The organism is Enterobacter sp. MGH 37 (genome assembly GCF_000534515.1).
Lineage (GTDB): Bacteria > Pseudomonadota > Gammaproteobacteria > Enterobacterales > Enterobacteriaceae > Enterobacter > Enterobacter kobei.
The window spans coordinates 710,850-737,049 of the sequence record NZ_KI973206.1 but is presented as its reverse complement, the minus strand read 5'-3'; the positions used below and the strand labels follow the sequence as shown (position 1 = coordinate 737,049).

29 protein-coding genes and 1 rRNA gene are annotated in these 26,200 nt (G+C 51.8%); 21 read left to right on the top strand and 9 right to left on the bottom strand.

Features of this window, described 5'->3' with window-relative positions:
• Positions 1-115 (top strand): 5S ribosomal RNA (gene rrf / locus L383_RS07705).
• Positions 116-221: 106 nt separating this feature from the next.
• Here rrf and L383_RS07710 read toward each other — a convergent pair.
• From L383_RS07710 to L383_RS07740, 7 genes are all read right to left on the bottom strand, one after another.
• Positions 222-980, bottom strand: coding sequence for an amino acid ABC transporter ATP-binding protein (locus tag L383_RS07710; RefSeq protein WP_014885454.1), 759 nt, complete (start codon positions 978-980; stop codon positions 222-224).
• Between the two features lie 7 nt (positions 981-987).
• Complete coding sequence (locus tag L383_RS07715; protein WP_023331433.1) at positions 988-2,091, bottom strand: amino acid ABC transporter permease; 1,104 nt, start codon at positions 2,089-2,091, stop codon at positions 988-990.
• A gap of 9 nt (positions 2,092-2,100) precedes the next feature.
• Positions 2,101-3,282, bottom strand: coding sequence for an amino acid ABC transporter permease (locus tag L383_RS07720; protein WP_014885452.1), 1,182 nt, complete (start codon positions 3,280-3,282; stop codon positions 2,101-2,103).
• A 67-nt stretch (positions 3,283-3,349) separates the two neighbouring features.
• Positions 3,350-4,375, bottom strand: coding sequence for an amino acid ABC transporter substrate-binding protein (locus L383_RS07725; protein WP_014885451.1), 1,026 nt, complete (start codon positions 4,373-4,375; stop codon positions 3,350-3,352).
• Between the two features lie 474 nt (positions 4,376-4,849).
• Positions 4,850-5,071, bottom strand: a complete 222-nt coding sequence (locus L383_RS07730; protein WP_008502867.1) for a lipoprotein — start codon at positions 5,069-5,071, stop codon at positions 4,850-4,852.
• A 304-nt stretch (positions 5,072-5,375) separates the two neighbouring features.
• On the bottom strand, positions 5,376-8,489 hold the full coding sequence (locus L383_RS07735) for an efflux RND transporter permease subunit (RefSeq protein ID WP_023331432.1): 3,114 nt from the start codon (positions 8,487-8,489) through the stop codon (positions 5,376-5,378).
• Positions 8,490-8,500: 11 nt separating this feature from the next.
• Positions 8,501-9,640, bottom strand: coding sequence for an efflux RND transporter periplasmic adaptor subunit (locus L383_RS07740; RefSeq protein WP_023331431.1), 1,140 nt, complete (start codon positions 9,638-9,640; stop codon positions 8,501-8,503).
• Between the two features lie 389 nt (positions 9,641-10,029).
• Here L383_RS07740 and envR point away from each other — a divergent pair, with 389 nt between their 5' ends.
• Positions 10,030-10,746, top strand: a complete 717-nt coding sequence (envR, locus tag L383_RS07745; RefSeq protein WP_023331430.1) for an acrEF/envCD operon transcriptional regulator — start codon at positions 10,030-10,032, stop codon at positions 10,744-10,746.
• Here the strand turns inward: envR and L383_RS07750 are convergent.
• Both L383_RS07750 and L383_RS07755 read right to left on the bottom strand, forming a co-directional pair.
• Positions 10,662-12,743 (bottom strand): putative bifunctional diguanylate cyclase/phosphodiesterase, encoded by a 2,082-nt coding sequence (locus L383_RS07750; protein ID WP_023331429.1) that lies wholly within the window; start codon positions 12,741-12,743, stop codon positions 10,662-10,664. The two genes, envR and L383_RS07750, sit on opposite strands and share 85 nt — an antisense overlap.
• Before the next feature lie 135 nt (positions 12,744-12,878).
• A complete protein-coding gene (locus tag L383_RS07755) occupies positions 12,879-13,043 on the bottom strand; it encodes a DUF2556 family protein (protein WP_014885446.1) in 165 nt (54 codons plus the stop codon).
• 371 nt (positions 13,044-13,414) lie between these two features.
• Here L383_RS07755 and L383_RS07760 point away from each other — a divergent pair, with 371 nt between their 5' ends.
• The 19 genes from L383_RS07760 (at position 13,415) to L383_RS07835 (ending at position 26,193) form a co-directional block, all read left to right on the top strand.
• The gene (locus L383_RS07760) at positions 13,415-14,638 is read left to right on the top strand and encodes a tyrosine-type recombinase/integrase (RefSeq protein ID WP_023332881.1); all 1,224 of its coding nucleotides are present in this window, start codon (positions 13,415-13,417) and stop codon (positions 14,636-14,638) included.
• Positions 14,635-15,447 carry a hypothetical protein gene (locus L383_RS07765; RefSeq protein ID WP_023332882.1) on the top strand — a complete coding sequence of 271 codons (813 nt, stop codon included), beginning with the start codon at positions 14,635-14,637 and terminating at the stop codon, positions 15,445-15,447. Before L383_RS07760 ends, L383_RS07765 begins: the two co-directional genes overlap by 4 nt.
• A 94-nt stretch (positions 15,448-15,541) precedes the next feature.
• Positions 15,542-15,751 (top strand): helix-turn-helix transcriptional regulator, encoded by a 210-nt coding sequence (locus L383_RS0124170; protein WP_032629541.1) that lies wholly within the window; start codon positions 15,542-15,544, stop codon positions 15,749-15,751.
• Positions 15,752-15,761: 10 nt separating this feature from the next.
• Entirely contained in the window at positions 15,762-16,688 is a 927-nt protein-coding gene (locus L383_RS26560) for a host cell division inhibitor Icd-like protein (RefSeq protein WP_023332883.1), read from the top strand.
• Positions 16,681-16,866: a hypothetical protein gene (locus tag L383_RS07770; protein WP_023332884.1), complete on the top strand. Its 186-nt coding sequence runs from the start codon at positions 16,681-16,683 to the stop codon at positions 16,864-16,866. The genes L383_RS26560 and L383_RS07770 overlap by 8 nt, the downstream gene beginning before the upstream one ends.
• Positions 16,859-17,086, top strand: coding sequence for a hypothetical protein (locus tag L383_RS07775; RefSeq protein WP_001547834.1), 228 nt, complete (start codon positions 16,859-16,861; stop codon positions 17,084-17,086). The genes L383_RS07770 and L383_RS07775 overlap by 8 nt, the downstream gene beginning before the upstream one ends.
• Positions 17,083-17,451, top strand: coding sequence for a hypothetical protein (locus L383_RS07780; protein ID WP_023332885.1), 369 nt, complete (start codon positions 17,083-17,085; stop codon positions 17,449-17,451). The genes L383_RS07775 and L383_RS07780 overlap by 4 nt, the downstream gene beginning before the upstream one ends.
• Positions 17,448-18,812: a helicase RepA family protein gene (locus L383_RS07785; protein WP_023332886.1), complete on the top strand. Its 1,365-nt coding sequence runs from the start codon at positions 17,448-17,450 to the stop codon at positions 18,810-18,812. The genes L383_RS07780 and L383_RS07785 overlap by 4 nt, the downstream gene beginning before the upstream one ends.
• A gap of 222 nt (positions 18,813-19,034) precedes the next feature.
• Positions 19,035-19,289: a hypothetical protein gene (locus L383_RS07790; protein ID WP_023332887.1), complete on the top strand. Its 255-nt coding sequence runs from the start codon at positions 19,035-19,037 to the stop codon at positions 19,287-19,289.
• A 12-nt stretch (positions 19,290-19,301) separates the two neighbouring features.
• Positions 19,302-19,601 (top strand): hypothetical protein, encoded by a 300-nt coding sequence (locus L383_RS07795; protein WP_023332888.1) that lies wholly within the window; start codon positions 19,302-19,304, stop codon positions 19,599-19,601.
• Positions 19,602-19,832: 231 nt separating this feature from the next.
• Positions 19,833-20,999 carry a phage major capsid protein gene (locus L383_RS07800; protein WP_023332889.1) on the top strand — a complete coding sequence of 389 codons (1,167 nt, stop codon included), beginning with the start codon at positions 19,833-19,835 and terminating at the stop codon, positions 20,997-20,999.
• Positions 21,000-21,050: 51 nt separating this feature from the next.
• Positions 21,051-21,611 (top strand): HK97 family phage prohead protease, encoded by a 561-nt coding sequence (locus L383_RS07805; RefSeq protein ID WP_023332890.1) that lies wholly within the window; start codon positions 21,051-21,053, stop codon positions 21,609-21,611.
• Position 21,612: 1 nt separating this feature from the next.
• Positions 21,613-22,848, top strand: coding sequence for a phage portal protein (locus L383_RS07810; RefSeq protein ID WP_023332891.1), 1,236 nt, complete (start codon positions 21,613-21,615; stop codon positions 22,846-22,848).
• The gene (locus L383_RS07815) at positions 22,845-23,183 is read left to right on the top strand and encodes a phage head closure protein (RefSeq protein WP_023332892.1); all 339 of its coding nucleotides are present in this window, start codon (positions 22,845-22,847) and stop codon (positions 23,181-23,183) included. The genes L383_RS07810 and L383_RS07815 overlap by 4 nt, the downstream gene beginning before the upstream one ends.
• Positions 23,180-23,473, top strand: coding sequence for a head-tail connector protein (locus L383_RS07820; protein ID WP_023332893.1), 294 nt, complete (start codon positions 23,180-23,182; stop codon positions 23,471-23,473). The genes L383_RS07815 and L383_RS07820 overlap by 4 nt, the downstream gene beginning before the upstream one ends.
• The gene (locus L383_RS07825; RefSeq protein ID WP_023332894.1) at positions 23,473-23,916 is read left to right on the top strand and encodes an HNH endonuclease signature motif containing protein; all 444 of its coding nucleotides are present in this window, start codon (positions 23,473-23,475) and stop codon (positions 23,914-23,916) included. The genes L383_RS07820 and L383_RS07825 overlap by 1 nt, the downstream gene beginning before the upstream one ends.
• Positions 23,909-24,061, top strand: a complete 153-nt coding sequence (locus L383_RS26135; protein ID WP_023332895.1) for a hypothetical protein — start codon at positions 23,909-23,911, stop codon at positions 24,059-24,061. Before L383_RS07825 ends, L383_RS26135 begins: the two co-directional genes overlap by 8 nt.
• A 130-nt stretch (positions 24,062-24,191) precedes the next feature.
• A complete protein-coding gene (locus tag L383_RS07830; RefSeq protein ID WP_023332897.1) occupies positions 24,192-24,548 on the top strand; it encodes a phage terminase small subunit P27 family in 357 nt (118 codons plus the stop codon).
• Positions 24,532-26,193 (top strand): terminase large subunit, encoded by a 1,662-nt coding sequence (locus L383_RS07835; protein WP_023332898.1) that lies wholly within the window; start codon positions 24,532-24,534, stop codon positions 26,191-26,193. The genes L383_RS07830 and L383_RS07835 overlap by 17 nt, the downstream gene beginning before the upstream one ends.
• Positions 26,194-26,200: the final 7 nt, after the last annotated feature.

The window sequence follows — 26,200 nt, the reverse complement described above, 5'->3', positions numbered from 1 at the left end:
CTGGCGGCTTTAGCGCGGTGGTCCCACCTGACCCCATGCCGAACTCAGAAGTGAAACGCCGTAGCGCCGATGGTAGTGTGGGGTCTCCCCATGTGAGAGTAGGGAACTGCCAGGCATCAAATAAGTGAAAAGGCCATCCGAAAGGATGGCCTTTTTGCGTTTATGTGCAGAAAAAACGGTAGGCCGGGTAAGGCAAAGCCTCCACCCGGCAAAGCAAATGACTAATGAATCACCTGCGACAGGAATGCACGCGTACGTTCCGACTTCGGATGCGCAAAGAACTCATCCGGTGGGGCCTGTTCAACGATCTCACCGCGGTCCATAAAGATCACCCGGTCTGCCACCGTTCTGGCAAAACCCATCTCATGCGTCACGCACAACATCGTCATCCCGGATTGCGCCAGCCCAATCATAGTATCCAGCACTTCTTTCACCATTTCCGGATCCAGCGCAGATGTCGGTTCGTCAAACAGCATAATTTTGGGTTTCATGCATAGCGAACGGGCGATAGCCACACGCTGCTGTTGTCCGCCTGAGATCTGGCCGGGAAATTTATTGGCGTGCTCTGCAATACGTACGCGTTCGAGGTAATGCATTGCCAACGCCTCCGCTTCCTGTTTCGGCATCTTTCGTACCCAAATCGGCGCAAGCGTACAGTTCTGCAGAACGGTCAGGTGGGGAAATAGATTAAAGTGCTGAAATACCATCCCCACTTCCTGGCGCACGCGTTCGATATTGCGAATATCTTCATTCAGCTCGATACCATCAACCACAATGCGTCCCTGCTGATGCTCTTCAAGATGGTTGATACAGCGAATGGTTGTCGATTTCCCTGAACCGGAAGGGCCGCAAAGGACGATTCGTTCGCCTTGCTTTACCTTGAGATTAATGTCTTTCAGGACATGAAACTGTCCATACCATTTATTCACGTTTTCCAGCGTAATCATCGCGTCGGCGGGTGTCATAGTAATTTGGCTCATAATTTCCTCAGTGCGGTGTACGCCCGGTGTTAAAGCGCTTTTCCAGGTGCTGGCTGTAGCGCGACATGCTAAAACAAAAGATCCAGTAGATCAGAGCAGCAAAGACATATCCCTCGGTGGACATGCCCAACCAGGCAGGGTCAACGGTTGCCTGCTGCACGCTGCTAAAGAGATCGAATAATCCGATGATGATGACCAGGCTGGTATCTTTGAAGAGGGCAATGATCGTGTTGACCAGGCCCGGGATCACCAGCTTGAGTGCTTGTGGAAGAATGACCAGTCCCTGCGTTTTCCAGTATCCGAGAGCCAGTGATTCCGCCGCTTCGTACTGGCCTTTAGGCAACGCCTGCAGGCCACCACGCACAACTTCAGCGACATAGGCAGACTGAAACAGAATCACCCCGACCAGGGCACGAATCAGTTTGTCGATCGTTGTACCTTCTGCCATAAACAGCGGCAGCATGACCGAAGACATAAACAATACGGTGATCAGTGGTACGCCACGCCAGAACTCAATGAAGATCACGGAAAGCACACGCACGACCGGCATTGTTGAACGACGCCCCAGAGCGAGTAAAATGCCCCACGGCAGAGCGCCAGCTATCCCCACGGAAGCGATAATCAACGTCAGCGTCAGACCACCCCACTGGCGTGTTTCAACGCGTTCCAGCCCCAGGAAGCCGCCATACAACAACACCCAAACAATAATGGGATACGCCACAGCCCAGCCGGCAATATAGCGTCCACGATGAGGTAGCTTTTTCCAGAACATTACGGCGATGGAAAGCAGACCGATAACCAGCGCCAGATTAATCCGCCAGCGCTGTTCATGAGGATACAATCCATACATGAACTGGCCAAAACGCTCGTGAATAAACACCCAGCATGCGCCCGCTTTCGTACAGTCGGCACGCGTTGAACCCACCCAGTTCGCCTGCAGGAATGCCCAGTTGAGTAGCGGCGGGATCAGTTCCCACATCAACCACAGGCAGACTATTGTCAGCAGGCTGTTGCTCCAGCTGGAGAACAGGTTCTTACGTGCCCAGATAATGAAACGTCCATCGGTTGTGCTGGCTGGACGCGAGGAGTGCGACAGTATCGCTTTCGACATCATAAATCCTTAGCGCTCGACCAGTGCAATACGGCGGTTATAAAGGTTCATCAGCAATGAAATCGCCAGACTGATGATCAGATAGACAGACATGGTGATGGCAATGGTTTCTATAGCTTGTCCGGTCTGGTTAAGCACGGTGCCGGCGAAGAGAGACACCATATCCGGGTAACCAATCGCGGCGGCCAGCGATGAGTTTTTGACAATGTTGAGATATTGACTGGTCAGTGGCGGAATGATTACCCGCAGGGCCTGGGGAATAATGACCTGGCGCAGCGTCACGGTATTCGGTAAACCAAGTGAACGCGCCGCCTCGTGCTGTCCGTAAGGCACCGCCTGGATCCCGGAGCGAATGATTTCTGCAATAAATGCGGAGGTATAAATCGAGAGCGCCAGCGTGAGTGCTGCCAGTTCAGGAATTAACACCATCCCGCCCTGGAAATTGAACCCGCGCAGATGGGGGATATCCCAGTGCAAAGCCGCACCAAAAAGCCAGTGAGCGACTAACGGTAAGCCAACAATTAGCGCAGCGCCAACGGGCCATGTTTTACGAAGCTGCCCTGTTTTAATCTGGTGCTTGCGGTTATAACGGAACAGCCCGACAGAAATGGCGATCGCAATAATAACTGCGACGATGAAGGCGTAAAGCCCTTCGGCGAACTGCGGAGAGGGAATGTATAGCCCACGATTACTCAGGAAAAACAGCTCAAACGCATCGACGGCCTGGCGGGGGCCAGGAAGGTTACGCAGGACCGCGAAATACCAGAAAAAGATCTGCAGCAGCGGTGGGATGTTGCGGAAAGTCTCAATATAAAAGGTTGAAAGCTTCCGCAGGAGCCAGTTTTCAGAAAGACGAGCCAGGCCAATAAAGAAACCCAATATCGAGGCGAAGACAATACAAAGCGCCGATACCAGCAGCGTATTCAGTAAACCGACCACAAACACGCGTCCGTACGTGTCACCTTCCTCATAATCAATAAGATGCTGAACAATACCAAACCCTGCACTGCGATCCAGGAACGCAAAACCGGAGGTAATACCGCGGTTATTCAGGTTGGTGATGGTGTTATGGATGAGATACACGGCGATGAGAACAACCGCAACAATAGCAATGATCTGGAATAGCCAGGCGCGGACCGCGGGATGAGAAAAGGATAGCGTTCCTTTTACGGCTGAGCGGCGATGGGACATAAAGAAACCTCAGTAACCATGACTCTGGACTGGGCACCGCCTGAGCAGTGCCCGTTACAGCTTTGACTTAACGTACTGGTGGCGCGTACTGAATGCCGCCGTTATTCCAGAGATTGTTCTGGCCGCGTTTGATCTTCAGCGGGCTTTCCGATCCCACGTTGCGCTCAAAGATCTCAGAATAGTTACCCACCTGCTTGATGATGTTGTAAGCCCACTTGTTATCCAGCTTCAGATCCTTGCCGAAATCACCCTCTTTACCGAGCAGGTGAGCCATATCCGGGTTGGATGGATTAGCGGCTTTCTCATCAACGTTTTTCGAGTTGATGCCCATCTCTTCCGCGTTCAGCATGGCAAACAGGGTCCAGCGAACAATGGAGAACCAGTCTTCATCACCACGACGAACAACAGGTCCGAGAGGTTCTTTGGAGATCACTTCTGGCAGCACAATCCATTCTGCCGGGTTGCTCAGCTTAATACGTAAGGCATACAGCTGTGACTGGTCAGAGGCCAGCGTGTCGCAACGGCCGGATTCCAGTGCTTTGGCTGATTCATCCGAGCGATCAAACGTCACAGGGGTGTATTTCATCTTATTGGCTTTGAAATAATCCGCGACGTTCAGCTCAGTATCCGTACCCGCCTGGATACATACGGTGGCGCCATCCAGTTCTTTGGCACTTTTCAGACCCGCTTTATTGTGGGTCAGGAATCCGATGCCGTCATAATAGGTCACGCCGGTAAATGACATCCCCATACCTGCATCACGAGAGGAGGTCCAGGTGGTATTACGAGAGAGCATGTCAACTTCACCGGATTGCAGCGCCGTAAAGCGTTCTTTCGCCGTCAGCGGGGTGTATTTTACTTTGCTGTCATCCCCAAAAACGGCAGCTGCGACGCCGCGGCAGACATCCACATCAATACCGGTAAATTTGCCGTTCGCATCGGCATATGAGAAGCCAGGCAGACCATCACTGATACCACATTGAACAAAACCTTTCTTTTTAACGGCATCCAGTGTCGTACCCGCATGGGCCTGGCCCGCTACGGCAAACAACATGCCTGCAGCGGTCAGGCTGGCTATCATCGTCTTTTTCATAATGCATCCTGTGTGGCGAAATTTATCGTTATAGAAGCGCTTTTTAAGCGCTAAACCTGTCTGTGGCTTTGGCCAACGTTTATAAAGCAAACGTAATGCCAGTTTTGCGTTCCACAAAATAAGTGATAACAGAACGCTTAATGCTGAGTGTAGACACGCTTAAATAAAACGAACGCCCCGAAACGGTGCGAAATTACAACCTGTGCCACAAATCGGAGCAAAAGTTTCGATGAGGATGAGATAAATCAAGAGATAGTTTCTGAAGTGAATATTGGCAGGGTATTCAATAAGATTAATGTGTGAAAATCATCACGATAAAATATGAAATAAACTTTTATATACTAAAAAGATGTGATAGCCAGTCGATGGGAATTAATTTCTTGAATAAAAACGGGGCTATTTTTTTACTTATTCGATAACAATGCACTTTTTAAACGCAAAAGCGCGGCCCGAGCCGCGCTTTCTTAATTGATGTTACTTCGTCAGGGCAACGATACCCAGCGTCAACCCCGCCACGGCAGCCGCTCCGCCGGCGATAGCACCCGCGGTTTCCCAGTTATCCTGGGTGGTGCCTTTCATACAGGTATTGGTATGAACCAGTCGACCCTGGTCATCGTAAACCGGTACACATGGAGAATCGTGCGCGCATCCAGCAAGTAGCGCAGCGAGAAGTGCAACGGAAATGAATCTTTTCATGATGTTACCTCAGTATTATTTCTCATTCGCTACAAAGCCAGGAGGGCTATTAACGAACTGGAGGCTATTTTACCACCGGGATAACACCTCGTTGCACGGGGAATAATCTCAAAGTATGTCGTTTGTAAAAATCGTGGAGAAAAGTCGGTTTCAGGATGAATTAATGGAGAAATTATGGAGACACAACAGGGCGTTTCTACTTAATGTAAATCACCGCATTTTTAACACTGCAATTCAATAATGTCTAATTTATTGTTTATATTAAAAATAAAAAAGGCACCGCAGGGTGCCTTTCAGGGGGACGTTACTCTTTATGGCGGGTAAACCGTCGCCGGACAACCACAAAGAAAACGGGAACGAAGAAAATCGCCAGCAGCGTCGCGGAAAGCATGCCTCCCATAACGCCCGTACCGACAGCATTTTGCGCACCGCTCCCGGCTCCGGTACTGATTACCAGCGGCATGACGCCAAGGATAAAGGCCAGGGAGGTCATCAGGATCGGTCGAAGGCGCATCCTTGATGCTTCCAGTGTGGCTTCAATAATCCCTTTACCTTCTTTATCCATCAGGTCCTTAGCAAATTCGACAATCAGGATGGCGTTTTTCGCCGACAGGCCAATTGTCGTCAGCAGGCCGACCTGGAAATAGACGTCATTGTTCAATCCGCGCAGCGACGCGGCGAGCAGAGCACCGATAACACCCAGCGGCACAACCAGCATCACGGAGAATGGGATGGACCAGCTCTCATACAGGGCCGCCAGACACAGGAACACCACGATCAGTGAAATGGCATACAGTGCGGGCGCCTGGTTACCGGAAAGGCGTTCCTGATAAGACATGCCCGTCCAGTCATAGCCAATTCCTGCAGGCAGTTTTGCGGCCAGGCTTTCCATCAACACCATTGCTTCCCCGGTACTTTTACCCGGTGCGGATTCCCCGAGGATCTCCATTGAAGGCATCCCGTTGAAGCGTTCCAGGCGAGGTGAGCCATAAACCCAGTGAGAGTAGCTAAAGGCGGAGAAGGGAACCATCTCTCCGTTCGCGCTGCGCACGTAAAGGTTGTTAATGTCCCCCGGCAGCATGCGGAAACGGGCATCTGCCTGCACGTAAACTTTTTTCACGCGCCCGTGGTCGATAAAGTCGTTCACATAGGTGCCACCCAACGCCGTCGAGATGGTCTGGTTGACGTCGGAAAGACTGACGCCCAATGCCTGCGCCTTTTCCTGATCGACATCCAGCTTGAACTGAGGCGTATCTTCCAGTCCGTTTGGACGCACGCGCACCAGCAGGTCTGGGTGCTCTTTTACCATCGCGAGCAGTTGATTACGTGCCTGCGTCAGCTGGGTATGTCCCAGGTTAGCCTGATCGATAAGTTCAAAGTCGAATCCCGTTGCGGTTCCAAGCTCAATAATCGCAGGCAGGTTGAACGGGAACACCAGGCCGTCTTTAATCTGACTGAACGCTTTTGTCGCGCGACCCACGATAGCTTCAACGCTATTTTTCTCGCCCGGGCGCTCCTCCCAGGGCTTCAGGCTGACAAAGGCAATACCGGAGTTCTGACCCTGGCCGCTAAAGCTAAAGCCGTTTACGGTGAAGACGGATTCAACGTTCGCCTTCTCTTTGTCCAGATAGTAGTCCTGAACCTGGTCGAGGACCGCCTGAGTACGCGTCTGGGTCGCCCCCGCCGGGAGTTGAACCATTGTCATAAAGACCCCCTGGTCCTCTTCGGGCAGGAAGGAGGTCGGTAAGCGCAGGAACAACACCGCCATGCCACCAACAATAATGACATACACCACCAGATAGCGACCGGTCTTACGCAAAATACCGCTCACGCTGTTGCTATAGTGTTCCACACTCTTATCAAAGAGCGCATTGAACCAGCCAAAGAAGCCCCCTTTTTTCTCGTGGTGGTCGCTGGAGACGGGCTTAAGCAACGTTGCGCAGAGTGCGGGGGTCAGGATCAGCGCGACCAGCACGGATAGCGCCATCGCGGAAACGATAGTTAACGAGAACTGGCGATAGATGGCCCCAGTCGAGCCACCAAAAAAGGCCATCGGAACAAAGACCGCCGAGAGGACCATGGCGATCCCCACCAGCGCGCCCTGAATCTGCTCCATCGACTTCTGCGTGGCCTCTTTCGGCGGCAGTTTATCTTCCACCATCACGCGCTCAACGTTCTCGACGACCACGATGGCGTCATCAACCAGTAGCCCTATCGCCAGCACCATCCCAAACATCGTCAGGGTATTGATGGAGAAACCGAACGCAGCCAGCACGGCGAAGGTCCCCAGCAGAACAACCGGCACGGCGATCGTTGGGATCAGCGTTGCCCGCAGGTTTTGCAGGAACAGATACATGACCAGGAAGACCAGAATGATCGCCTCAAACAGGGTCTTCACCACTTCATGAATCGAGATTTTCACAAAAGGCGTGGTGTCGTAGGGGTAGACGACCTTCAGTCCCTGCGGGAAGAACTGTTGCAGTTGTGCCAGCTTGCTCTTGATGGCTGCCGCCGTATCCAGCGCGTTTGCACCAGTAGCGAGCTTAATCCCCAGACCGGTTGCCGCCTGCCCGTTGATTTTGGTCACCATATTGTAGTTTTCGCCACCCAACTCAATGCGAGCCACATCCTTCAGATGAACCATTGAGCCGTCCTGGTTCACTTTGAGCGTGACGCGACCAAACTCTTCCGGTGATTTCAGGCGAGTTTGCGCGATGATGGAGGCATTCAGCTGCTGTCCAGGGACTGATGGTGTTCCACCCAACTGGCCTGCCGCTATCTGGTCGTTCTGCGTTTTTAACTGATTGATAATATCCAGCGGCGTCAGTTGGTATTTGTTCATCGCGTTACTGTCGAGCCAGATGCGCATCGCATACTGGGCACCAAACAACTGAACGTCGCCGACACCCGATGTTCGGCTGATGGCATCCTTGACGTTCGAAGCGACGTAGTCGGAGATATCATCCTGAGTAAGGCTTTTATTGTCCGAAACAAAACCGGCGACCAAAAGGAAGCTGCTGCTGGACTTCTCAACGCCAATCCCTTGCTGCTGAACTTCTTGCGGCAGCAGCGGCATGGCCAGCTGCAACTTGTTCTGCACCTGCACCTGGGCGATGTCCGGGTCTGTTCCCGACTCGAAGGTCAGGGTGATGGTGACATTACCCGCTGAATCGCTGGTGGAGGACATATACATCAGGTTATCGATACCGTTCATGTTCTGTTCGATAACCTGGGTTACGGTATCCTGTACCGTCTGGGCATCTGCGCCGGGGTAGGTTGCGGAAATCGCAACGGCTGGCGGGGCAATCGTTGGATACTGGGCAACGGGCAGTTTGAGAATAGCCAGCCCGCCTGCAATCATCAAAATGATGGCAAGTACCCAGGCGAAAACCGGCCGCTGAATAAAGAAATTAGCCATGTCGTCGTTCCTTAACTGGCGGGCGCTGTGGTGGTATCTGGGGTGGCGACGACGGTGGCACCTGGCCTGGCTTTTTGTAATCCGCTGACAATCACGCGGTCACCGTTTTTCAGCCCTTCCGTCACCAGCCAGCGATCGCCAATGGCCTGAGGCGCAACGACGGTGCGTGGCTCAACCTGGTTTTTATCGTTAACCACCATGACGGTTGCCTCACCTCGCGGCGTACGGGTCAGACCCTGCTGGGGAATCAGAATTGCATTCGGCTGTGTGCCTTCATCAATGCGGGCGCGAACGAACATCCCGGGTAACAGAAGGTGTTGAGGGTTAGGGAAAATAGCGCGCAAGGTAATCGAACCGGTGCTTTCATCCACCGTGACGTCTGAGAACTGCAACGTTCCTTTCAGCGGATAAGGCTGACCATTTTCCATCAGCAGTTCAACGCTGCTGGCCGTGTCGCCTTTTTGCAGGCTTGTCTGTTTCAGGCGCATAAATTCATTGCTGGACTGGGTGACGTCGACGTAAATCGGATCAAGCTGCTGGACTGTTGCCAGTGCAGAGGCCTGCCCGTTCGTGACGAGAGCACCTTCTGTCACGCTGGATTTGCCGATGCGCCCATCGACGGGAGACGTCACTTTGGTATAGGCAAGGTTAATACGTGCACTTTCGACGCCGGCTTTGGCGGCGATAACACTGGCATCGGCCTGTTGGGCTGTTGCCACCGCCTGGTCATACTCCTGCTTGCTGACATACTGGGTGCCTACCAGCGGGAGATAACGTTTTACTGTCAGATGCGCAATATTGGCCGCCGCCTGGGCCTTCGCCAGCTCACCTTTCGCGCTGTCGTAAGCCGCCTGATAGGTCGCAGGATCAATCTGGTAAAGCGAATCTCCTGCTTTTACATCGCTACCTTCCGTGAAGTTACGACGCAGGATGATACCGCTAACCTGTGGACGAACCTCCGCCACGCGGAATGCATCCGTTCTGCCCGGGAGTTCAGTGGTGACCGCCAGCGGCGCGCTTTTCACGATATGCACGCTGACCTGAGGTGCCTGGGGATGTTGTTGTTGGTTTTCCTGGCCATCGCATCCAGAGAGCAGTACAGCGCAGACAATGAAACCGGATAAGGGCAAGCGTCTGAAATGATTCGTCATTACTGTTCCTTTAAATACCCAATAACCGAGATTTGCCGTAGAACGGTCGTTGGGGCAGAGGGATAAAAAAATAAAATGTAGCTGCGTATAATAATGAGGATATTTAATGTTTTTTAATTTATAAGTGCGAATGACGAGGCTTGAAGGGAAAATCAGAATGGAGCCCGGAGAAGATATGAATATACTCCCCTCCTGGCTAACCAGAGAAAGAGGGTTTAATGCCTTATGGTATTCATATCATGAATTAAATATTGATTATGCATTTGTATTAATTATGAGTTAAGGGGTTTGACTTTTTTTGTGCAAAATGAAAACGGGTTTTAGGGAATAATTCCAGCCACCCGAACCCGATGTTACGTATAAACCCAGTGAGTAACGAGTAGCTGCCTATGGCGCGTAAAAAGAAAGAAGAGGCTCAACAGACCCGACAGCAGTTGATTGAGGCGGCTATCGGGCAGTTTGCGACGCGTGGCGTGGCCAGCACGACGCTGACGGATATCGCGGATGCCGCAAAGGTTACGCGCGGTGCCATCTACTGGCACTTTACCAGTAAAGCAGAGATATTTAATGCGATCTGGGAACAGCAATTACCGCTGCGTGACATTATTTGCGACAGGCTTTCTCTTTCCGAAAATGATGACCCGTTGTTAATGCTTCGTGAGCAATTTATTACTGCGCTACAGTATATCGCGCATGAACCCCGGCAATGCGCGCTTTTACAAATTCTGTATCATAAATGTGAGTTTCATAGCGATATGATTTCAGAAGATGAAATCCGTAAACGCATTGGCTTTAATTATGATTCTTTACGCATTACGCTGGAAAAATGTATTTCTCAGAGAATCGTTGCGGCGCAGATGAATGTTGAACTGACCATGATTGTATTGCATGGCTTTTTTTGCGGAATCATTAAAAACTGGTTAATGAATACCGACAGTTTTAATCTCTATCAACAGGCACCCGCGCTGGTCGACAGTATTCTGGCGACACTCCCTGTCTTGCGCGTGTCGCCTCAGGATGACTACAGCTCAGCGCCAGGCAACATTTCACCTCGCGCACAAAGCGCCTCTATGGTCTGCGCGCTGGCTGGTTTGCCTAACAGATAACCCTGAAGGGTGTTACAACCCAGCTCTGTTAAAAAGGTTTGCTGGGCTTCGGTTTCCACACCTTCAGCCACGACTTTCAGGTTAAGTGTTTTTGCGAGAGCCACAATCGCCGAGACAATGGTGGCATCCTCGCTTTCCCCGCTTAACTCTTTTACAAATGCTCTGTCGATCTTCAGTTCACAGGCCGGTAAGCGCTTGAGATACAGCAGGCTTGAATACCCGGTTCCAAAGTCATCAATGGACGCTTTCACGCCTGCATTCGTCAATTCTGTCAGCACCCGTACGCTCTCATCCGGGTTGCTCATTGCCGTCGTTTCCGTAACTTCCAGGATCAGCATTTCCGGCGGTACCTGATGGCGCTCCAGGCAGTCGAGAACCGTTTTAACCAGTGATGGTTGTTCAAACTGCAATGTCGACAGGTTTACAGCCATTGACCAGTCTTGATGTCCCTGAAGATGCCATTCTCTCAGCTGGCGGCAGGCTTCATTGATCACCCAGTTACCAATAGGGATGATAAGCCCCGTCTTTTCCGCCAGTGGCAGGAAAAGATCCGGCGTCAGTAGTCCCTGCTTAGGATGTTGCCAGCGCAACAGTGCCTCAAACCCGAGGAGAGGTCCTGCGGGCGCGTGAAATTTTGGCTGATACAACAGGCGCAGCTCATTGCGTTCGATGGCCATCCACAGATCGTTCATTAACTGAAGATGGGTCTGCGCCAGGGTGTTCATCGAAGGCTGGAAAAAGTGATAACCGTTTCGGCCCATATGCTTGGTGTGGTACATCGCCGCGTCGGCGTTAAACATCAACTCGCGTTCGGTTTTGCCGTCGTGAGGATAAAAAGCGATACCAATGCTGAGGGTCACCATCAGTTCATAAGGGTCGAGGTTGAACGGGCTATCGATTGCGCGTACCAGCGAATTTGCCAGCGAGGCCGCATCGTCCGGGCCTTCGCCCTCAGCCAGCAGAACAAACTCATCACCGCCGATACGTGCAAGAGTGAACTGGCCCTTCAGAAGCAGCAGCAGACGCTGCGTAACGGCGACCAGCAGTTTGTCACCGACATCATGACCATAGGCGTCATTGATGGCTTTAAAGCCGTCGAGATCCATAAACATCAGCGCAAAATGGGTTCCTTCACGATCGGCTTTACTGATCGCCTGATCGAGTCGGTCTTCCAGCAGGATGCGGTTGGGCAGGCGCGTTAGCGTATCCTGCAGCGCCAGTTGAGCAAGTTCCCGGTTCGCTTCTGCAAGCGATGAGGCCAGTAGGGCAGTACGTGCCTGAAGACGGGCATCCAGCATCGACACCAGCAGGGTGATCCCAAGAATAGAGAGCGCGACGACGCTGACCAGCATGGCGAGCCAGCTGCTGTTAATACCAACATGGTGCGTCATCGTCGACATTGGAAACTGCGCGGCTCTCATCCCGGCGTAGTGCATACCGGCAATGGCAATGCCCATTGTGATGGCGGCACCCAGACGCATCAGCACGACCTGAGCCGCTTCGTGACGCAGGCGGAAGGTCAGCCACAATGCAGCAAGCGAAGCGGCAAGGGCAATGATGACTGAAATGGCCACCCACAGCGTGTCCCAGACGATACCGGGCCTCACTTCCAGCGCGGCCATACCGGTGTAATGCATGGCGATAATACCGCTTCCCATCACCAGCGCGCCGGGTAGCAGACGGCGCAAGCGCAGTTGTTCACAGCTGACGAGCCAGAGTGCAAACAGTGAAGAACCCACGGCAATGACCATGGATAAAATGGTCAGGCTTACGTTGTAACTCATGCTCATGGAGAGGTCCATCGCCAGCATGCCGATAAAGTGCATAGCCCACACGCCAATGCCCATCGCAATACCGCCGCCAGCCAACCAGACGCGGGCGGCGACGCCCTGACTTCCGGCGACGCGTGCCGCCATATTCAGTGCGGTATACGACGCGAGGATGGCCACAACGAAGGAGAGAACTACAAGGATAAGGTTGTATTGGCTAACCAGCATGGTCGGTTCTACTCGTGTCTGACGTTAAGCAGGAGAGGTTGAGAAGGGCGAGACATTATCACCGTAAGGTAACGGCTCAAAGGGTTTTAAATCCCCGTTTTTAGTGGGTAATTCGGGGGCAGTGACGTCAGGGCGTTAATCGAGTTCTGAGCAGTTCACTAATTTGAGCGGGTTCACGGAGTTCATATTGCGGCACTTGTCGGTTTCAGTGCTCATCAGTTCAATCCACTGCATCAAAAGGGCATCAAAGAGGAAAACGGAGATTGCAAAGACAACCAGCCACCAGTATTTACGAATCATTGTGTCATTCCGCGAGAAGAGAACCACTGAAGTGGTGGAAATATACACGAAAAGTTGCGGTTTAAAAGCGGGATACGCGAGGGTTTACAAAGCGTTGACGATAACATTAACAGGCAATAAAAAAGGCGCATCCCCATGCCGAGTAGCGCCTTTTTAAACAAGCATTTCGCTAATCGAAATTAGTTCATGCCGTATTTTCAAAACCTACGTTTTTTACCGTTTGGCTATGTTTGCTAATGTTCGTCTATCATGCTGATACAAAACAATAAAATTGTTTTTCTGGTTTGCCTTTGTTCATTGCCGTTCATAGAGTAACATTGAGATGTGCAGTCAGTGGTGCAGTCAGTCTCCAATATGAACTAAGGTTTTCTATGGCTGGTGGAACGAACAAATTAAGCGACACGTCGCTTCGTAAAATGCTGGGAAGAGAAAGCCCCGGAGACAGCTTCTATGCTGATGGCGATGGGCTAAGTGTGAAGGTGTCCAGATCGGGCGTATTGACCTGGTATTTCACTTTCCGCATAGGTGGCCGGGAATCAAAATCTCAGCGTATAAAGCTGGGTAATTATCCAGACCTTTCACTTAAAGCAGCTCGTGAGAAACGAGAGCAGTGTCGCGCATGGCTCGCAGAAGGAAAGAATCCAAAGCACCAGTTGAGCGTTACGACTCAGGAAACGTTAAAGCCAGTGACGGTCAGGGATGCCCTTGAATACTGGATCAGGGAATATGCCACCCATAACCGCGCTAATGTTGAAAAGCACATTGAGCAGCTCAATAAGCATATCTTTCCTTATATAGGTACTTATCCGCTTTCTATGTGTGAAACTCGCCACTGGCTGGAATGTTTCGCCAGGGTAAGGAACGAAGCGCCTGTAGCGGCTGGCTATCTTTTGCAGATGTGTAAGCAAGCACTCAAGTTCTGCCGGGTTCATCGGTATGCGGTGAGTAACGTCCTGGACGATCTGACCATTGACGATGTTGGACGTAAACAGAATAAGCGGGACAGGGAGCATAGCCGGCAAGAGCTTGCTGATATATGGCGAGAATGCTCAGGCCTGAAATTTAAGCCCTACTACTCAGCTCTATTACGTCTGCTGGTGGTGTTTGGCTGCCGAACTCAGGAGCTGAGATTATCTCGCGTAACCGAATGGGATCTAAATGATTGGGTTTGGACGGTACCTAAAGAGCACAGCAAAGGTGGTGAGAAAATACTACGGCCTATTCCCGTAGATATCCGCCCATTTATCAAACAGCTTTTAGAGCAGCACCAAAGCACAGGGCTATTGCTGGGAGAGATAAAGAAACCGGAAGCCGTAAGCCAATGGGGGAGGATGCTATATAAACGTCTGGGCCATTCTGAACCTTGGACGCTCCACGATCTGCGGCGGACGTTCGCCACCACACTAAACAATATGGGAATCGCTCCCCATGTTGTTGAGCAGTTGCTGGGTCACTCACTCGGCGGGGTTATGGCAGTTTACAACCGTAGCCAGTATTTACCGGAAAAACTGGATGCATTGAATAAATGGATGGAACGTTTAGAGGTCATTTCCTCTGATTATCCTAATGTTACTATTTTGGAGATGGCAAAATGAAAGACTTCGACTTACCTATTTTAGAATACTGCTCTCTAGAGCGTGCAGCTAGATTTATCGGTTCCGGTTGTGAGGTTGAAGATATTCTTCACTGGGCTGAGATTGGGGCTATAAATCTATCATATAAGTTTAAAGGCACTGAAGAATACAGTGCCTTTGTTAAATTCTTTGGTGACATGGGTAATATTGCTACACAAATATTTAATACAGGTCAGCTTGACGATTATCATATTAACCTTTCACCTTTTTCAGTAATTGCAACAAATGATTTTTGTGAATGCACATCTGTTGATGATGTCTTATCAGTATTAACCAGGTTTACCGATAAACCAAAGGTAAGAGCAAGACTATACGGGGTTTGGGAATTAAATAGATATTTTGTTGATTACAATAGAAATACACCTTACACAAGGGCGGTACTAAAGCCATATGGAGAATCGGTTGTAGATGCTCTCGCTATCATTCCGGAGGAGGTTGGTTTCTCTGAAAAAGATTTGCTTATATCTAAAAACGCCTTAAAGAAAATCATTGGGAGTGAGCCGAGAGAAATAAATATAGAGAAAAAAGATGCCTCTAAAAATATCATTGAGGATGATAAATTAAGCAAGACCGTTGCAACTAATAGGGCCTCATTAATAAAGGCGCTATTAGCTATACATTATGGTGAGGATGTTGCTAATAACCCGAGAAAATTCATTGAAAGTAAAGATAGCGAGATATGCAGGGACTTTGAATTAAAAGGCATATCACTGCCTTCTGGTAAAACTGTAGCATCCTGGTTACAAGATGCTGATATAGATTTTAATTAACTGGAAATTCCTTTTGTATGTTGGAAATTTCCTAAACAAGAGTATCGCTTGTTTTTAAATGCTCTCGAACCTTAGCGAACGAGAGCATTTTTTTATGAACAATATTAAACAACCCCAGCAGCCAGCAGAAAGAGTTATCCGTGAGGCAGAATGCCGCCAGTTAACAGGAATATGCCGCACCACTCGATACGTGATGGAAAAAGAGGGGAGCTTTCCCGCCCGCCGCAAGCTGGGAGGTCGTGCCGTTGGTTGGCTTCTGTCTGAGGTCACAGCATGGCAGCAGAGCCGCAGCAAAGCAGCGTGAGGGGTGGGGAATGTCACATAAAACAAAAGCGGCCATGCAGGGCCGCCAATGTCACTACCAAAAACTTAAGCAAAGTCAGGATACCAGGGTTAATGCTGGTGGTCAAAGCCTGAGCGCTCCTGTGATTTCAGGAACTGCGCCATTGGCGCATACCCCATTTCCCCAAATCTGGGGAGATCTGGAGCAGCGTGCAGGGTCTACTGCAATACAGCATACCCCGGAGATATCTCGTAGTTTCGACCGTTACCCAAATATTGGGTATCGATGCGAAGAAAATCGCATCGGTCAGAACCAGAGCTACAAAAATAGCGGTGGTCAAACCCCGGAAGATTTCCAGAGTGCATTTATGCACTCTGGGTATCAGCTTTTCGGCTCAATGCCTCGCTGCTGTAACTCTTTGCGGATTATTCGCTTTATCCATGCTGATACAGAAGCGTCACCATCTTGCGCCAGAGCCTGTTTAATTCCTTCTTCTAGGTTTGGTTCTACGCGTAATGCGATCTGCTTGTTACCTTTGGCTTTAATTTCTATGGTTGACATTTGGTTGACACCTGATTACTTTGAAATGGTAATCAAGTGTATGACAGGTGCATACCAAAAAGCAACGCCCCGGACTGTTAGAGCAGTACCAGGGCGTCTAACCAAACCGTTAATCGGAGTAACAGTTATGGCTGATCAACAGCATACCCAAACTCGCCCGGAATTTACATGGTTATTCCTAGCAACCCCAGACCACACCCCAAAATGCACACCTGTAGTGCTCCGCTTTGATGCTGACACGGAAGATAAAGCCCGCGCTGCATTCCCCGGCTGGGATTTGGTTTTCGCTGCCAAAATCCGCGCCCAGTCTCCTTGTCGCGTTGCGTTTTTCGATTACACCACCCGCCGTGGCTGGGAGTTCGATAGCGCAGCTATTCAGGAGGTACGCCATGCGTGAATTAACCAATAAAAGCGCGTCAATAGCCTGTGAGCTGGCTGCGTTGTTGATGGTTGTCGAAGAGTGCGACGTTGATCAGGTAGAACGTGAAAACCTTATCAGCCTGGCCAGACGAGTATCGGATCAACTTGCGGCAAGCATGGTGGAGCAGAATGAAACGGGAGCGCTCAATGGATAACTTTTACACCTACCGCAGCAAAAAAGATTTGCTGTTACTGGCGCAAGAGGTTGCTGCGCTCATGTCATGTGCTGCTTACCTTTCAACTATCAAGGGGGAGGCGGAGCGTATCCATGTAATGAGTTTAACGCACCTGGCTCAGCGCCTTTCTGACGAACTGGCAAACTCACTGGATATTTCTACTTTTTCAGACCCTGAAACGCAGGAGGCAAGACCATGATCAGCAATGTGAAGTTTAACGAACTTGCTAACCGCGTTGATCTGCTGGTTGAGAAGGTTTTGCGCCTTGAGGCTCAGGTTAAATCACTTACCGATAGTCAGGGCGGAGAAATCCCTCCGGGTATGACGCCAGTAGCAACACTGGCTGCTGAATACGGTATCTCAACCAAAAAGGCTGAGGAGCTGGCGAAAAACACAGGGGTGATGCTGGTTAAGCTGAAATCAGGCGGGTTCGTTGCACCTGATGAAAAGTTCAGGGAAGCGGCACGGTTGGTGCTGCGTAGTGCTAAGCGCAAATATGGCTCTGCATACTGGTTCCATCCTCTGATCGGCAAATTCCAGATGAGCGGGGGCATTCCAAAATGACGGTACAACTGACAGCTGTAGAAACCGTATCGGATGCCTTGTTCACCTGTTCGTATCTGTGGGCGCATGGCAAGCAGTACAGCCGCAGTGATTTGGATAAAGCCATCCACCAGCACAAAGACCCGACTACCCGTTACGGGAAGCTGGTGGCTCGACTCAACCAGATAGCAGCAATGCCGTATGAGGAGCTTTGTGATGCCGGGTATCTCGATACAGACCGCAAACAAATGATTGCTGCACGGCGTTCTGTGCTGGTGGAGGAGATAGGTGAAGAGGAGATGAATGCCTTACTGTCTGATTTACAGCGTATTCACCGAGTTTTCCCTGAGGCTGGTGCAAAGTTAAGGACAAAGTTACCGCTCACGCGTGGCTCAGAGGGCTTTGATGTCCGTCAGGACTATATCCTTAAACACTTCCTGCCAGCACAGTCACTGTGCAGCATTTACGGCCCCAGCGGTTCGTATAAGAGTTTTCTCGCCGTTTCGTGGGCCTGTCATATCGCTGCTGGCCTTTCATGGGCGGGTAAAAAGGTCACTCCCGGCGCAGTTCTGTATGTTGTCGGTGAGGGGGGCGTGGGTGTTCCCCGGCGTATACGGGCATGGGAGCAGGTGCATGGCATACATGCAGACAACCTCTGGCTGGTCAATCGCCCGGTGTTCCCTGTACGCGAGTCAGAGGTAACGGAAGTGCTTCTGGCTGCCAGGCAGATTGAAGCTGAATGTGGTGTACCGGTTCGCATGGTGGTGATCGATACGCTGGCCCGTTGTTTTGGCGGTAACGACGAGAACGATGCTCGTGATATGGGGGCATTTATTGAAGGGTGTGACGTTATCAAACAGAAAACGGGTGCAACGGTGCTGGTAGTTCACCACTCCGGCAAAGATGAAGGGAAAGGCGCTCGCGGTTCCAGTGCTTTCCGCGCTGCGCTTGATACTGAATTTAACGTTAAGCGTGAAGGGGATGGAAAGGCGCTTATTCTGACCTGTACCAAGATGAAAGACGCGGAGGAGCCAGAGCGTAAAGCGTATGACCTGAGAACGGCAGAGCTTTACACCGATGAAGATGGTGAGCTTGTTTGCTCTCTGGTTGTGCACGATCAGCCGAGAGAGGCTAAAGAGGTTGAGCCTGAACTGGCCAATGTCTCCCGTCTTAGCGATAACCACCATGCACTATGGCAGGCAGTACGCAGCCGCACAGCTAAGGGGGAGCCATGCACTATCTCCGTCATTAAAGACGATCTGCGTGCAACGCTGGGCGCAGACAAAGTGAGAAAGTCATTCCCGCGCTGGCTGGACAAGCTGGAGAGTGAGCAAATTATTCGCATCGAGGGTGAGAACCTTTACCCGGTAACAGTCGAGTAAATGCGGCGGTAAGTGCGGCATGTGCGGCATTTAGTATGTTTTGTGACCAAATGCCGCACTTAGTCCCTGTATACACGCGCTAAGTGCGGCATTTCACTGAAACCCACGTCATTACTGGCTTTTAGCGTGTTTTTGAAATATCTGGTGCGGCGCTAAGTGCGGCATTTCTAAGCGCGGCGCTAAGTGCGGCATGAGTGGCATTTAAATTATGGCGGTTTAATTATGAGCAAAGAAAGTGAAAAATTGATTGAGCAAATGGAGTCGGAAATAAGGCTTTGTTTTTTGGGCTACCTGCATCCTGATATGCCCCGTGACATTGCCGAGCAGGCTGCCTCGGAAATGGCTACGGAGGCAATAGCCAGAATTATTGAGCATGGTGCCAGTATGGGGCTTTCAGAAGTGGAATCCATGCGCCACTTACTCAGCTCAATGAAGAAGACAGCTAATGTTGTCACACTCGGAAAAACCATCCACTAAAGGACAAATTTCATGACAAGTAAAACTGATGATGTTGTTTATTCGAAGGTTCTGATCCAGAAAATAGTAGAGCACAAAGATACGTTCGGTATACCAGACAGCAAAGCGGAATTACAGCTTATGCCGCTGAGTGAATACCGTGAGATGGTAAAGCGGGAGTCATTCTTTTTCATCGATCACAATGGCTTTCTACGGCATCAATTTTCTGGTGAAGTTATTGCCGCCAGCAAAGAGCAGTTGGATATTATTATCGGGGAACTGAAAGCGAAGCGAGAGCTTCTTGATGACGCTCTTGACTGCGCTAAAGAATAGATTTGTAAATTAATTGCTCGTTAATTTTCATTACTGTTCATCACTGAAAAATGACGTTTACTTATTAATAAGTATGTATATTTTGAAGAGTGGCACTCAGACGTGAGCCGCCACTGGCCGTTTAATCAAGCTGCGCGAAGTAGCCTGTGGGATGCAGAAAAAGATTAAACGGCCTCACCCTTTCCCGCGCTGGTTTCACGTCTCAACGTTAATTGTTACGGAAACCACTCCATGAAGAAACTACTCGAATTACGCCAGCAGAAAGCCGCACTCAAAACTCAGATGCGTTCCATGCTTGACAAAGCTGACACCGAAAAGCGCAGCCTGAACGAAGAAGAGGGCAAAAAGTTCGACGAACTCCGCGCCCAGGCTGATGCGCTTGAAGTTGAAATCACCCGTCTTGAAGCCGTCGCCGACGATCAGCGCAATCTGCCTGGTACTTCCGTTGAAGGTGAGCCAGTAAGCAACGACGAGCTGCGCCACTACATCATGACCGGTGATACCCGCTCTCTCTCCACGCTGGTGCAGGCTGACGGCGGCTATACCGTTATCCCTGAGCTGGACAAAGAGATTATGCGCCAGTTGCAGGATGATAGCGTGATGCGCTCCATCGCAACGGTGAAGACCACCAAAACCAACGAATACCAGAAGCTGGTATCTGTAGGCGGCACTACCGTTAATCGCGGCACCGAAGGTGAACCACGTACCGAAACCAGCACGCCGAAGATGGAGCGCGTTGATATCAAACTCAACCCGATCTACGCCTACCCGAAAACCACTCAGGAGATTCTCGACTTCTCCGAGGTGGATATTCTGGGCTGGCTGTCTTCTGAAATTGCTGACACCTTCACCGCCACTGAAGAGAGCGACTTTGTAAACGGCGACGGTGATAAAAAATCCAAAGGTTTCCTGTCTTACCCTCGCGCGGCCACTGCCGATAAAACCCGTCCTTTCGGTACGCTGGAGAAGATGGAAGCCGCTGACGTTTCCTCTGATGGTCTGATCGACCTGCTGTATAAGCTGAAAGCCAAATATCGCAAAAACGCCGTATGGGTGATGAACTCCAACACAGCCGCCAAACTGCAAAAGCTGAAAAACGGCAACGGAGATTACATCTGGCGCGATCGTCTGGTTGCCGGTTCTCCCGATACGCTGCTGGGCCGTCCTGTTCAGTATCTGGAAACCATGCCGGATGCGGGTGCGGGTAAAGCGTTCCTCGCGGTTGGCGACTTCAAACGCGGCTATTTTATCGTGGATCACACCACTGGCGTACGTACCCGCCCCGACAACATCACTGAACCGGGTTTCTACAAGGTGCATACCGATAAATACCTGGGCGGCGGCGTGGTGGACTCCAACGCCATCAAGGTGCTTGAGCTTTCCGGCTCCGGTTCCTGATTTGACGTTTAAGGGGCTTCGGCCCCTTTTTGCCCTCTGTGGAGTCCAGTAATGAAAACAACCGATTTTGAAATCCGTACTTCCGAAGTGAGTGCCAGCAACAAAAAGCTGGTGGGCTATGCCGTGCGCTGGAACAGTCTGTCAGAAGTTATCTGGGATGAGTTCCGCGAGCAGTTTGCGCCGGGAGCATTTAAAGACAGCCTGGCATCCGGTAGTGATGTGCGTGCGCTGTATGAGCATAACTATACCCAACTGCTGGGGCGTACCAAGTCCGGCACGCTGGTACTGTCCGAAGATGATACCGGGCTTCGTTTCGAACTGACCCCGCCGAATACCCAGCTTGGCAACGATGTGCTGGAGCTGGTGGAGCGCGGGGATATCTCCGGCATGAGCTTCGGTTTCCGTGCGCTGAAAGAGGCGTGGGATATTGCTCAGTCTCCATATCTGCGCACAGTCACAGCCGCCGAACTGCGGGAGATTACCGTTACCTCTATGCCTGCCTATCCTGAGTCTGGCGTGGAAATCGCGCACCGTTCGCTTTTCTCCCAACATCCTGAACTGCGCCGCGCTGGCGATAACCGTCGCCGCTGGGCTGAATTAGCGGGGCTCTGATATGTGGAATATCTGGCCGTTTGGCCGTAAGTCTGAACCCTCCGAACAGCGCAGTATGACCATTGATGAGTGGCTGGCGATGGCAGGGATTCCAAATACCGGATCAGGCGAGTATGTGTCTGCTGGTACTGCGGAATCTCTGCCTGCGGTGATGAACGCCGTGTCAGTTATTAGTGAGGCTGTGGCGACAATGCCCTGCTACCTCTATCGCGTCCGTAATGATAATGGTCGCGAGGCGCGGGAGTGGCTGAGTAATCACCCGGTGGATTTTCTCCTGAACGAGCAGCCGAACGACTGCCAGACGCCTTATCAGTTTAAACGCACGATGATGCGCCATTGTCTGCTGAACGGTAACGCCTATGCGGTGATCCAGTGGGGGCGCGACGGTCAGCCGCAATCCCTGCATCCGTATGCGCCGGGGGCGGTTGTTCCTGAGCGTATCGGCCAGCATAAGTACAAATATACCGTTACCGAGCCGTTTACCGGGGCTGTGCGCACCTACCTGCAGGAAGAGATTCTGCACCTGCGTTACTCCACCGATGATGGCTTTCTGGGGCGCTCCCCGATCTCCATCTGCCGTGAGGCGCTGGGGTTAGGTCTGGCCCAACAGCGCCACGGTGCCAGCATTATGAAAGATGGCATGATGGCGGCGGGAGTCATAACCACAGCTGAGTATCTCGACAGCGTGAAGGGCAAGCAGGCTATGGATGCGCTGGATCGCTACAAAGGCGCTAAAAATGCAGGGAAAGTGCCGATCCTTGAAGGTGGGATGGACTACAAGCAGCTTGGCATGAGTAATCAGGATGCCGAGTGGCTGGCCTCCCGTCGCTTCACCATTGAAGACATTGCCCGCATGTTCAACGTGTCGCCTATCTTCCTGCAGGAATACAGCAACAGCACCTACAGCAACTTCAGCGAAGCGAGCCGCGCCTTTCTCACCATGACGATGCGCCCGTGGCTGGCGAATTTCGAACAACAAATCAAATCTGCGCTGCTGGTGGCCTCTCCTGTTCCGGGAACCCGTTATCAGGTGGAGTTTGACTCCGCTGACCTTCTCCGTGCCACGCCAACCGAACGCTACGCCACTTATGAGCGCGGCATCAAGAACGGGATCATGAACCCGAACGAAGCCCGTGAGCGTGAGGGGATGCCGCCGCGTGAAGGTGGTGACGAGTTCAGCCAGGCATGGAAGCAGGAAGTGAAGATCAGTAAGGACGGCAAGGAAGGTGACGCATGAGAGCCGGGGGACTGAGAAACCGGCTAACAATCCGGGTATTCACTACTCACAGAGATCCATCTGGTCAGGTTATTCAGACCTGGGAAGACGGGGAAACTATCTGGGCTGAGGTTAAGGGGATCAGCGGTCGTGAACTGGTAGCGGCTGGTGCTGAGGTTGCCGAAGCAACGATCCGCGTCTGGGTGCGATTCCGCCGCGATATTACCGCCGCCAACCGCCTTAAGGTGCTGACTGGCCCGTTTGCCGGGGCGACGCTCAACATTATCGGGCCGCCCATACCGGACTCAGGTATGACGCGCCTTGAGATTCTATGCAAACAGGGGACCGAGAAATGACTACTGAAATCACCCTGGCTGAAGCAAAACTGCATTGTCGTGTTGATGGCTCAGAGGAGGATGCGCTGATTCAGGCGTACATCGATGCGGCGCTGGAGGTCTGCCAGAAGCATATCGGCAAGCGGTTTGATAACGGGCTGGAGTTTACCCCGGCTATCAAGATTGGTTGCCTGATGTACGTCTCTCAGCTGTACGAGTACCGCACGATGATTGCCGATGCTGAGTCGAAAGAGGTTCCGCTGGCTATCTCTGCGCTGTGGTCTGTCTATCGTGATGTGGGGGTGTACTGATGCCATGGCAGCCAATGCGCCGGTGCACAGAGCCGGGATGCAATAAGCGGGTGAAGTCCGGTAAGTGCGACGAGCATAAGCGGGAAGCGTGGCGGGAACAGGATGCCAGACGCGGCCACCGTCGCGCCCGTGGCTACTCAGCCTCATGGGAGAAGTACCGCGCTCAGTATCTGAAACGTCACCCCCTTTGTGTTGAGTGCCAGAAGCTGGGCCTCTACGTTCCTGCAAAGATTGTCGATCACATCATCCCTATCAATGGTGGTGGTGATGTTCTGTTCTGGCCTGAGTGGAATCACCAGCCGTTATGCCAAATGCATCATAACCAGAAGACCACGCAGCAAGACCCCATTACCAAAGCCAACCGCAAAGCAGGGCTCTACATCGAGCAGGAAGAGCGGGCAGCACAGCGCAATAACTGGATGTATGAGGCAAGCGATGAATGAGAAAGACGTGGTGAATCTGTATCAGTCGCTGGCCCGATGCCGTGATGGCTTTATGCAGACCCGCACCAGACGCAATGAGCGCCAGCCAGTGAAGCGCATGAGCGAACGTGAGCGGGAGGTGATGCAATGCTTCCGCAACCGCTGACAGGCCGCATGGATGGGGTGGGGGAGGTTTTCAGGACAAAACCCCAGCCGCAAGGCACCACCCGCCCCCTCAAATTTTTACGCACGGTGATTTTTTTGAAAATAAAACGCGATGGAAACGAGAAATTTTTATGGCAAGACCACCAAAACCGCCAGCTTACCTTGATGAGTTAGCCGCGCAGCAGTGGAAAGCGAAAGCGAAGCAACTGGCCGAACGCGGTGATCTGACTCCCGCCGACTGGAACAACCTTGAGCTTTTTTGCGTCAACTATTCGATGTACCGCAAAGCCGTGGAAGACCTTGCCAGCCGTGGATTCAGCATTGTGAACAGTCAGGGCGGCGAGAGCCGAAATCCGGCGCTGAGCGCAAAGGCCGATGCTGAAAAAATCATGATTAAAATGTCGTCGCTGCTGGGCTTTGATCCGGTAAGCCGTCGCCGTAACCCGGTGGAATCGGAAGAGGAGGACGAGCTTGACCGTCTGGAATGAGTACGCAAATGCGATAAAAACGGGCGAAACTCCGGCCTGTAAGCGCGTAAAACAGGCTGTGGAAAGGTACTTTTCAGACCTGAATGACCCCCGTTATGAGTTCGATACGGCGACCGTAGAGCGGTTTATTGCCTTCTCCCGGCTCTGTCCACACGTCAAAGGCCCGCTGCGGGGCCAGCCTATCGAGCTGGAGCCGTGGCAGCAGTTCGCCTTTGCTAACCTGCTGGGCTTTAAGGTCAGGGAGTCAGGGCGCCGCAAGTACAGCAGCGCCTTTATTGAAGTACCGCGCAAGAACGCAAAATCAACCGTGGCCGCCATGCTGGCAAACTGGTTTCTCGTAATGGAGAAGGGCCAGCAGGATATCTACACGGCGGCGGTGAGCCGGGATCAGGCCAGAATCGTGTTCGATGATGCCCGCCAGATGTGCCTGCTGTCAAAACCGCTGAAAAAGCGCGTCAATATCCAGGCGCATAAGGTCATTTTCCCGAAGAGCAACAGCCTGTTAAAGCCGCTGGCGGCGAAAGCGGCCACCATTGAGGGGACTAACCCCAGCCTGGCGATTGTTGATGAGTACCACCTTCACCCGGATAACGGCGTTTATTCCGCGCTTGAGCTGGGTATGGGCGCACGTCCTGAGGCGATTTTGTTCGCCATCACGACCGCCGGGAGTAACGTTGTCTCTGCCTGTAAACAGCATTACGACTACTGCTGCCAGATTCTGGCCGGGGAAGAGAGCAACGATTCGCTTTTTGTCCTGATCTACGAACTGGACGACGAAAGCGAGGTTGAGCAGCCTGAAATGTGGATCAAGGCTAACCCCAACCTGCATGTGTCCGTTGATGCGGCGAAACTGGAGTCCACCATCCAGAAAGCGCGGGGCATACCGTCGCAGTGGGTGGAGATGCTGACCAAGCGTTTCAATATCTGGTGTCAGGGCTCCACGCCGTGGATGGGTGCCGGTGCATGGGATGCCTGTGCACTCGACTACACCGAAGAAGATCTGGCCGGGATGGAGTGTTACGCCGGATTTGACCTGTCCTCAACCAGCGATATTACCAGCGTGAGTTACGCTTTCCCGTTCGACAGGGAGATCAGACTCCTTACCCGTCATTATCTGCCGGAAGCACAGCTGCTTAACGTCGCCAACAAAAACCGCGCCATCTACCGACAGTGGGTAAAAGCGGGATGGATACACACTACCCCCGGCGACTGCATCGACTATGACCGCATCCGTGACGATATTCTGCGCGACGCTGAAACCTTCAATATCAGGCTGGTGGGCTTCGATACGTGGAACGCCACGCACCTGCGCACCCAGCTACAGGGGGCGGGCCTCGATGTGGAGCCGTTCCCGCAAACCTATCTGAAATTCAGCCCGGTAGCGAAATCCTTTGAGGTTTTTGTTAACCGCAAGGTGGTGCGCCATCGTGGCGATCCGGTTCTGGCCTGGGCGATTGGTAACGTGGTGATGGAGACGGATGCCAACGCCAACATTAAGCCCAACAAGAAGAAATCCTCCAACAAGATAGACCCGGCTGTATCCGCGCTGATGGCGTTCGGTACCTTCCAGGCTGAGCACGAGGATTTTGCGTTTGATATGAGTGAAAGCCACAAACAGCGTCTCGCTAAGTTTGACGGCATCTAAATCGAGG

Excerpts from the sequence above, each read along its gene's own strand:
- L383_RS07760 (WP_023332881.1), top strand. The coding sequence starts at position 13,415 with ATGGCTGGTGGAACGAACAAATTAAGCGACACGTCGCTTCGTAAAATG.
- L383_RS07765 (WP_023332882.1), top strand. The coding sequence starts at position 14,635 with ATGAAAGACTTCGACTTACCTATTTTAGAATACTGCTCTCTAGAGCGT.
- L383_RS0124170 (WP_032629541.1), top strand. The coding sequence starts at position 15,542 with ATGAACAATATTAAACAACCCCAGCAGCCAGCAGAAAGAGTTATCCGT.
- L383_RS07740 (WP_023331431.1), bottom strand. The coding sequence starts at position 9,640 with ATGACGAATCATTTCAGACGCTTGCCCTTATCCGGTTTCATTGTCTGC.
- L383_RS07710 (WP_014885454.1), bottom strand. The coding sequence starts at position 980 with ATGAGCCAAATTACTATGACACCCGCCGACGCGATGATTACGCTGGAA.
- L383_RS07815 (WP_023332892.1), top strand. The coding sequence starts at position 22,845 with ATGAGAGCCGGGGGACTGAGAAACCGGCTAACAATCCGGGTATTCACT.
- L383_RS07755 (WP_014885446.1), bottom strand. The coding sequence starts at position 13,043 with ATGATTCGTAAATACTGGTGGCTGGTTGTCTTTGCAATCTCCGTTTTC.
- L383_RS07810 (WP_023332891.1), top strand. The coding sequence starts at position 21,613 with ATGTGGAATATCTGGCCGTTTGGCCGTAAGTCTGAACCCTCCGAACAG.
- L383_RS26560 (WP_023332883.1), top strand. The coding sequence starts at position 15,762 with ATGTCACATAAAACAAAAGCGGCCATGCAGGGCCGCCAATGTCACTAC.
- L383_RS07785 (WP_023332886.1), top strand. The coding sequence starts at position 17,448 with ATGACGGTACAACTGACAGCTGTAGAAACCGTATCGGATGCCTTGTTC.
- L383_RS07735 (WP_023331432.1), bottom strand. The coding sequence starts at position 8,489 with ATGGCTAATTTCTTTATTCAGCGGCCGGTTTTCGCCTGGGTACTTGCC.
- L383_RS26135 (WP_023332895.1), top strand. The coding sequence starts at position 23,909 with ATGAATGAGAAAGACGTGGTGAATCTGTATCAGTCGCTGGCCCGATGC.
- L383_RS07770 (WP_023332884.1), top strand. The coding sequence starts at position 16,681 with ATGCGTGAATTAACCAATAAAAGCGCGTCAATAGCCTGTGAGCTGGCT.
- L383_RS07780 (WP_023332885.1), top strand. The coding sequence starts at position 17,083 with ATGATCAGCAATGTGAAGTTTAACGAACTTGCTAACCGCGTTGATCTG.
- envR (WP_023331430.1), top strand. The coding sequence starts at position 10,030 with ATGGCGCGTAAAAAGAAAGAAGAGGCTCAACAGACCCGACAGCAGTTG.
- L383_RS07775 (WP_001547834.1), top strand. The coding sequence starts at position 16,859 with ATGGATAACTTTTACACCTACCGCAGCAAAAAAGATTTGCTGTTACTG.
- L383_RS07725 (WP_014885451.1), bottom strand. The coding sequence starts at position 4,375 with ATGAAAAAGACGATGATAGCCAGCCTGACCGCTGCAGGCATGTTGTTT.
- L383_RS07825 (WP_023332894.1), top strand. The coding sequence starts at position 23,473 with ATGCCATGGCAGCCAATGCGCCGGTGCACAGAGCCGGGATGCAATAAG.
- L383_RS07715 (WP_023331433.1), bottom strand. The coding sequence starts at position 2,091 with ATGTCGAAAGCGATACTGTCGCACTCCTCGCGTCCAGCCAGCACAACC.
- L383_RS07820 (WP_023332893.1), top strand. The coding sequence starts at position 23,180 with ATGACTACTGAAATCACCCTGGCTGAAGCAAAACTGCATTGTCGTGTT.
- L383_RS07800 (WP_023332889.1), top strand. The coding sequence starts at position 19,833 with ATGAAGAAACTACTCGAATTACGCCAGCAGAAAGCCGCACTCAAAACT.
- L383_RS07750 (WP_023331429.1), bottom strand. The coding sequence starts at position 12,743 with ATGCTGGTTAGCCAATACAACCTTATCCTTGTAGTTCTCTCCTTCGTT.
- L383_RS07805 (WP_023332890.1), top strand. The coding sequence starts at position 21,051 with ATGAAAACAACCGATTTTGAAATCCGTACTTCCGAAGTGAGTGCCAGC.
- L383_RS07790 (WP_023332887.1), top strand. The coding sequence starts at position 19,035 with ATGAGCAAAGAAAGTGAAAAATTGATTGAGCAAATGGAGTCGGAAATA.
- L383_RS07795 (WP_023332888.1), top strand. The coding sequence starts at position 19,302 with ATGACAAGTAAAACTGATGATGTTGTTTATTCGAAGGTTCTGATCCAG.
- L383_RS07720 (WP_014885452.1), bottom strand. The coding sequence starts at position 3,282 with ATGTCCCATCGCCGCTCAGCCGTAAAAGGAACGCTATCCTTTTCTCAT.
- L383_RS07730 (WP_008502867.1), bottom strand. The coding sequence starts at position 5,071 with ATGAAAAGATTCATTTCCGTTGCACTTCTCGCTGCGCTACTTGCTGGA.
- L383_RS07830 (WP_023332897.1), top strand. The coding sequence starts at position 24,192 with ATGGCAAGACCACCAAAACCGCCAGCTTACCTTGATGAGTTAGCCGCG.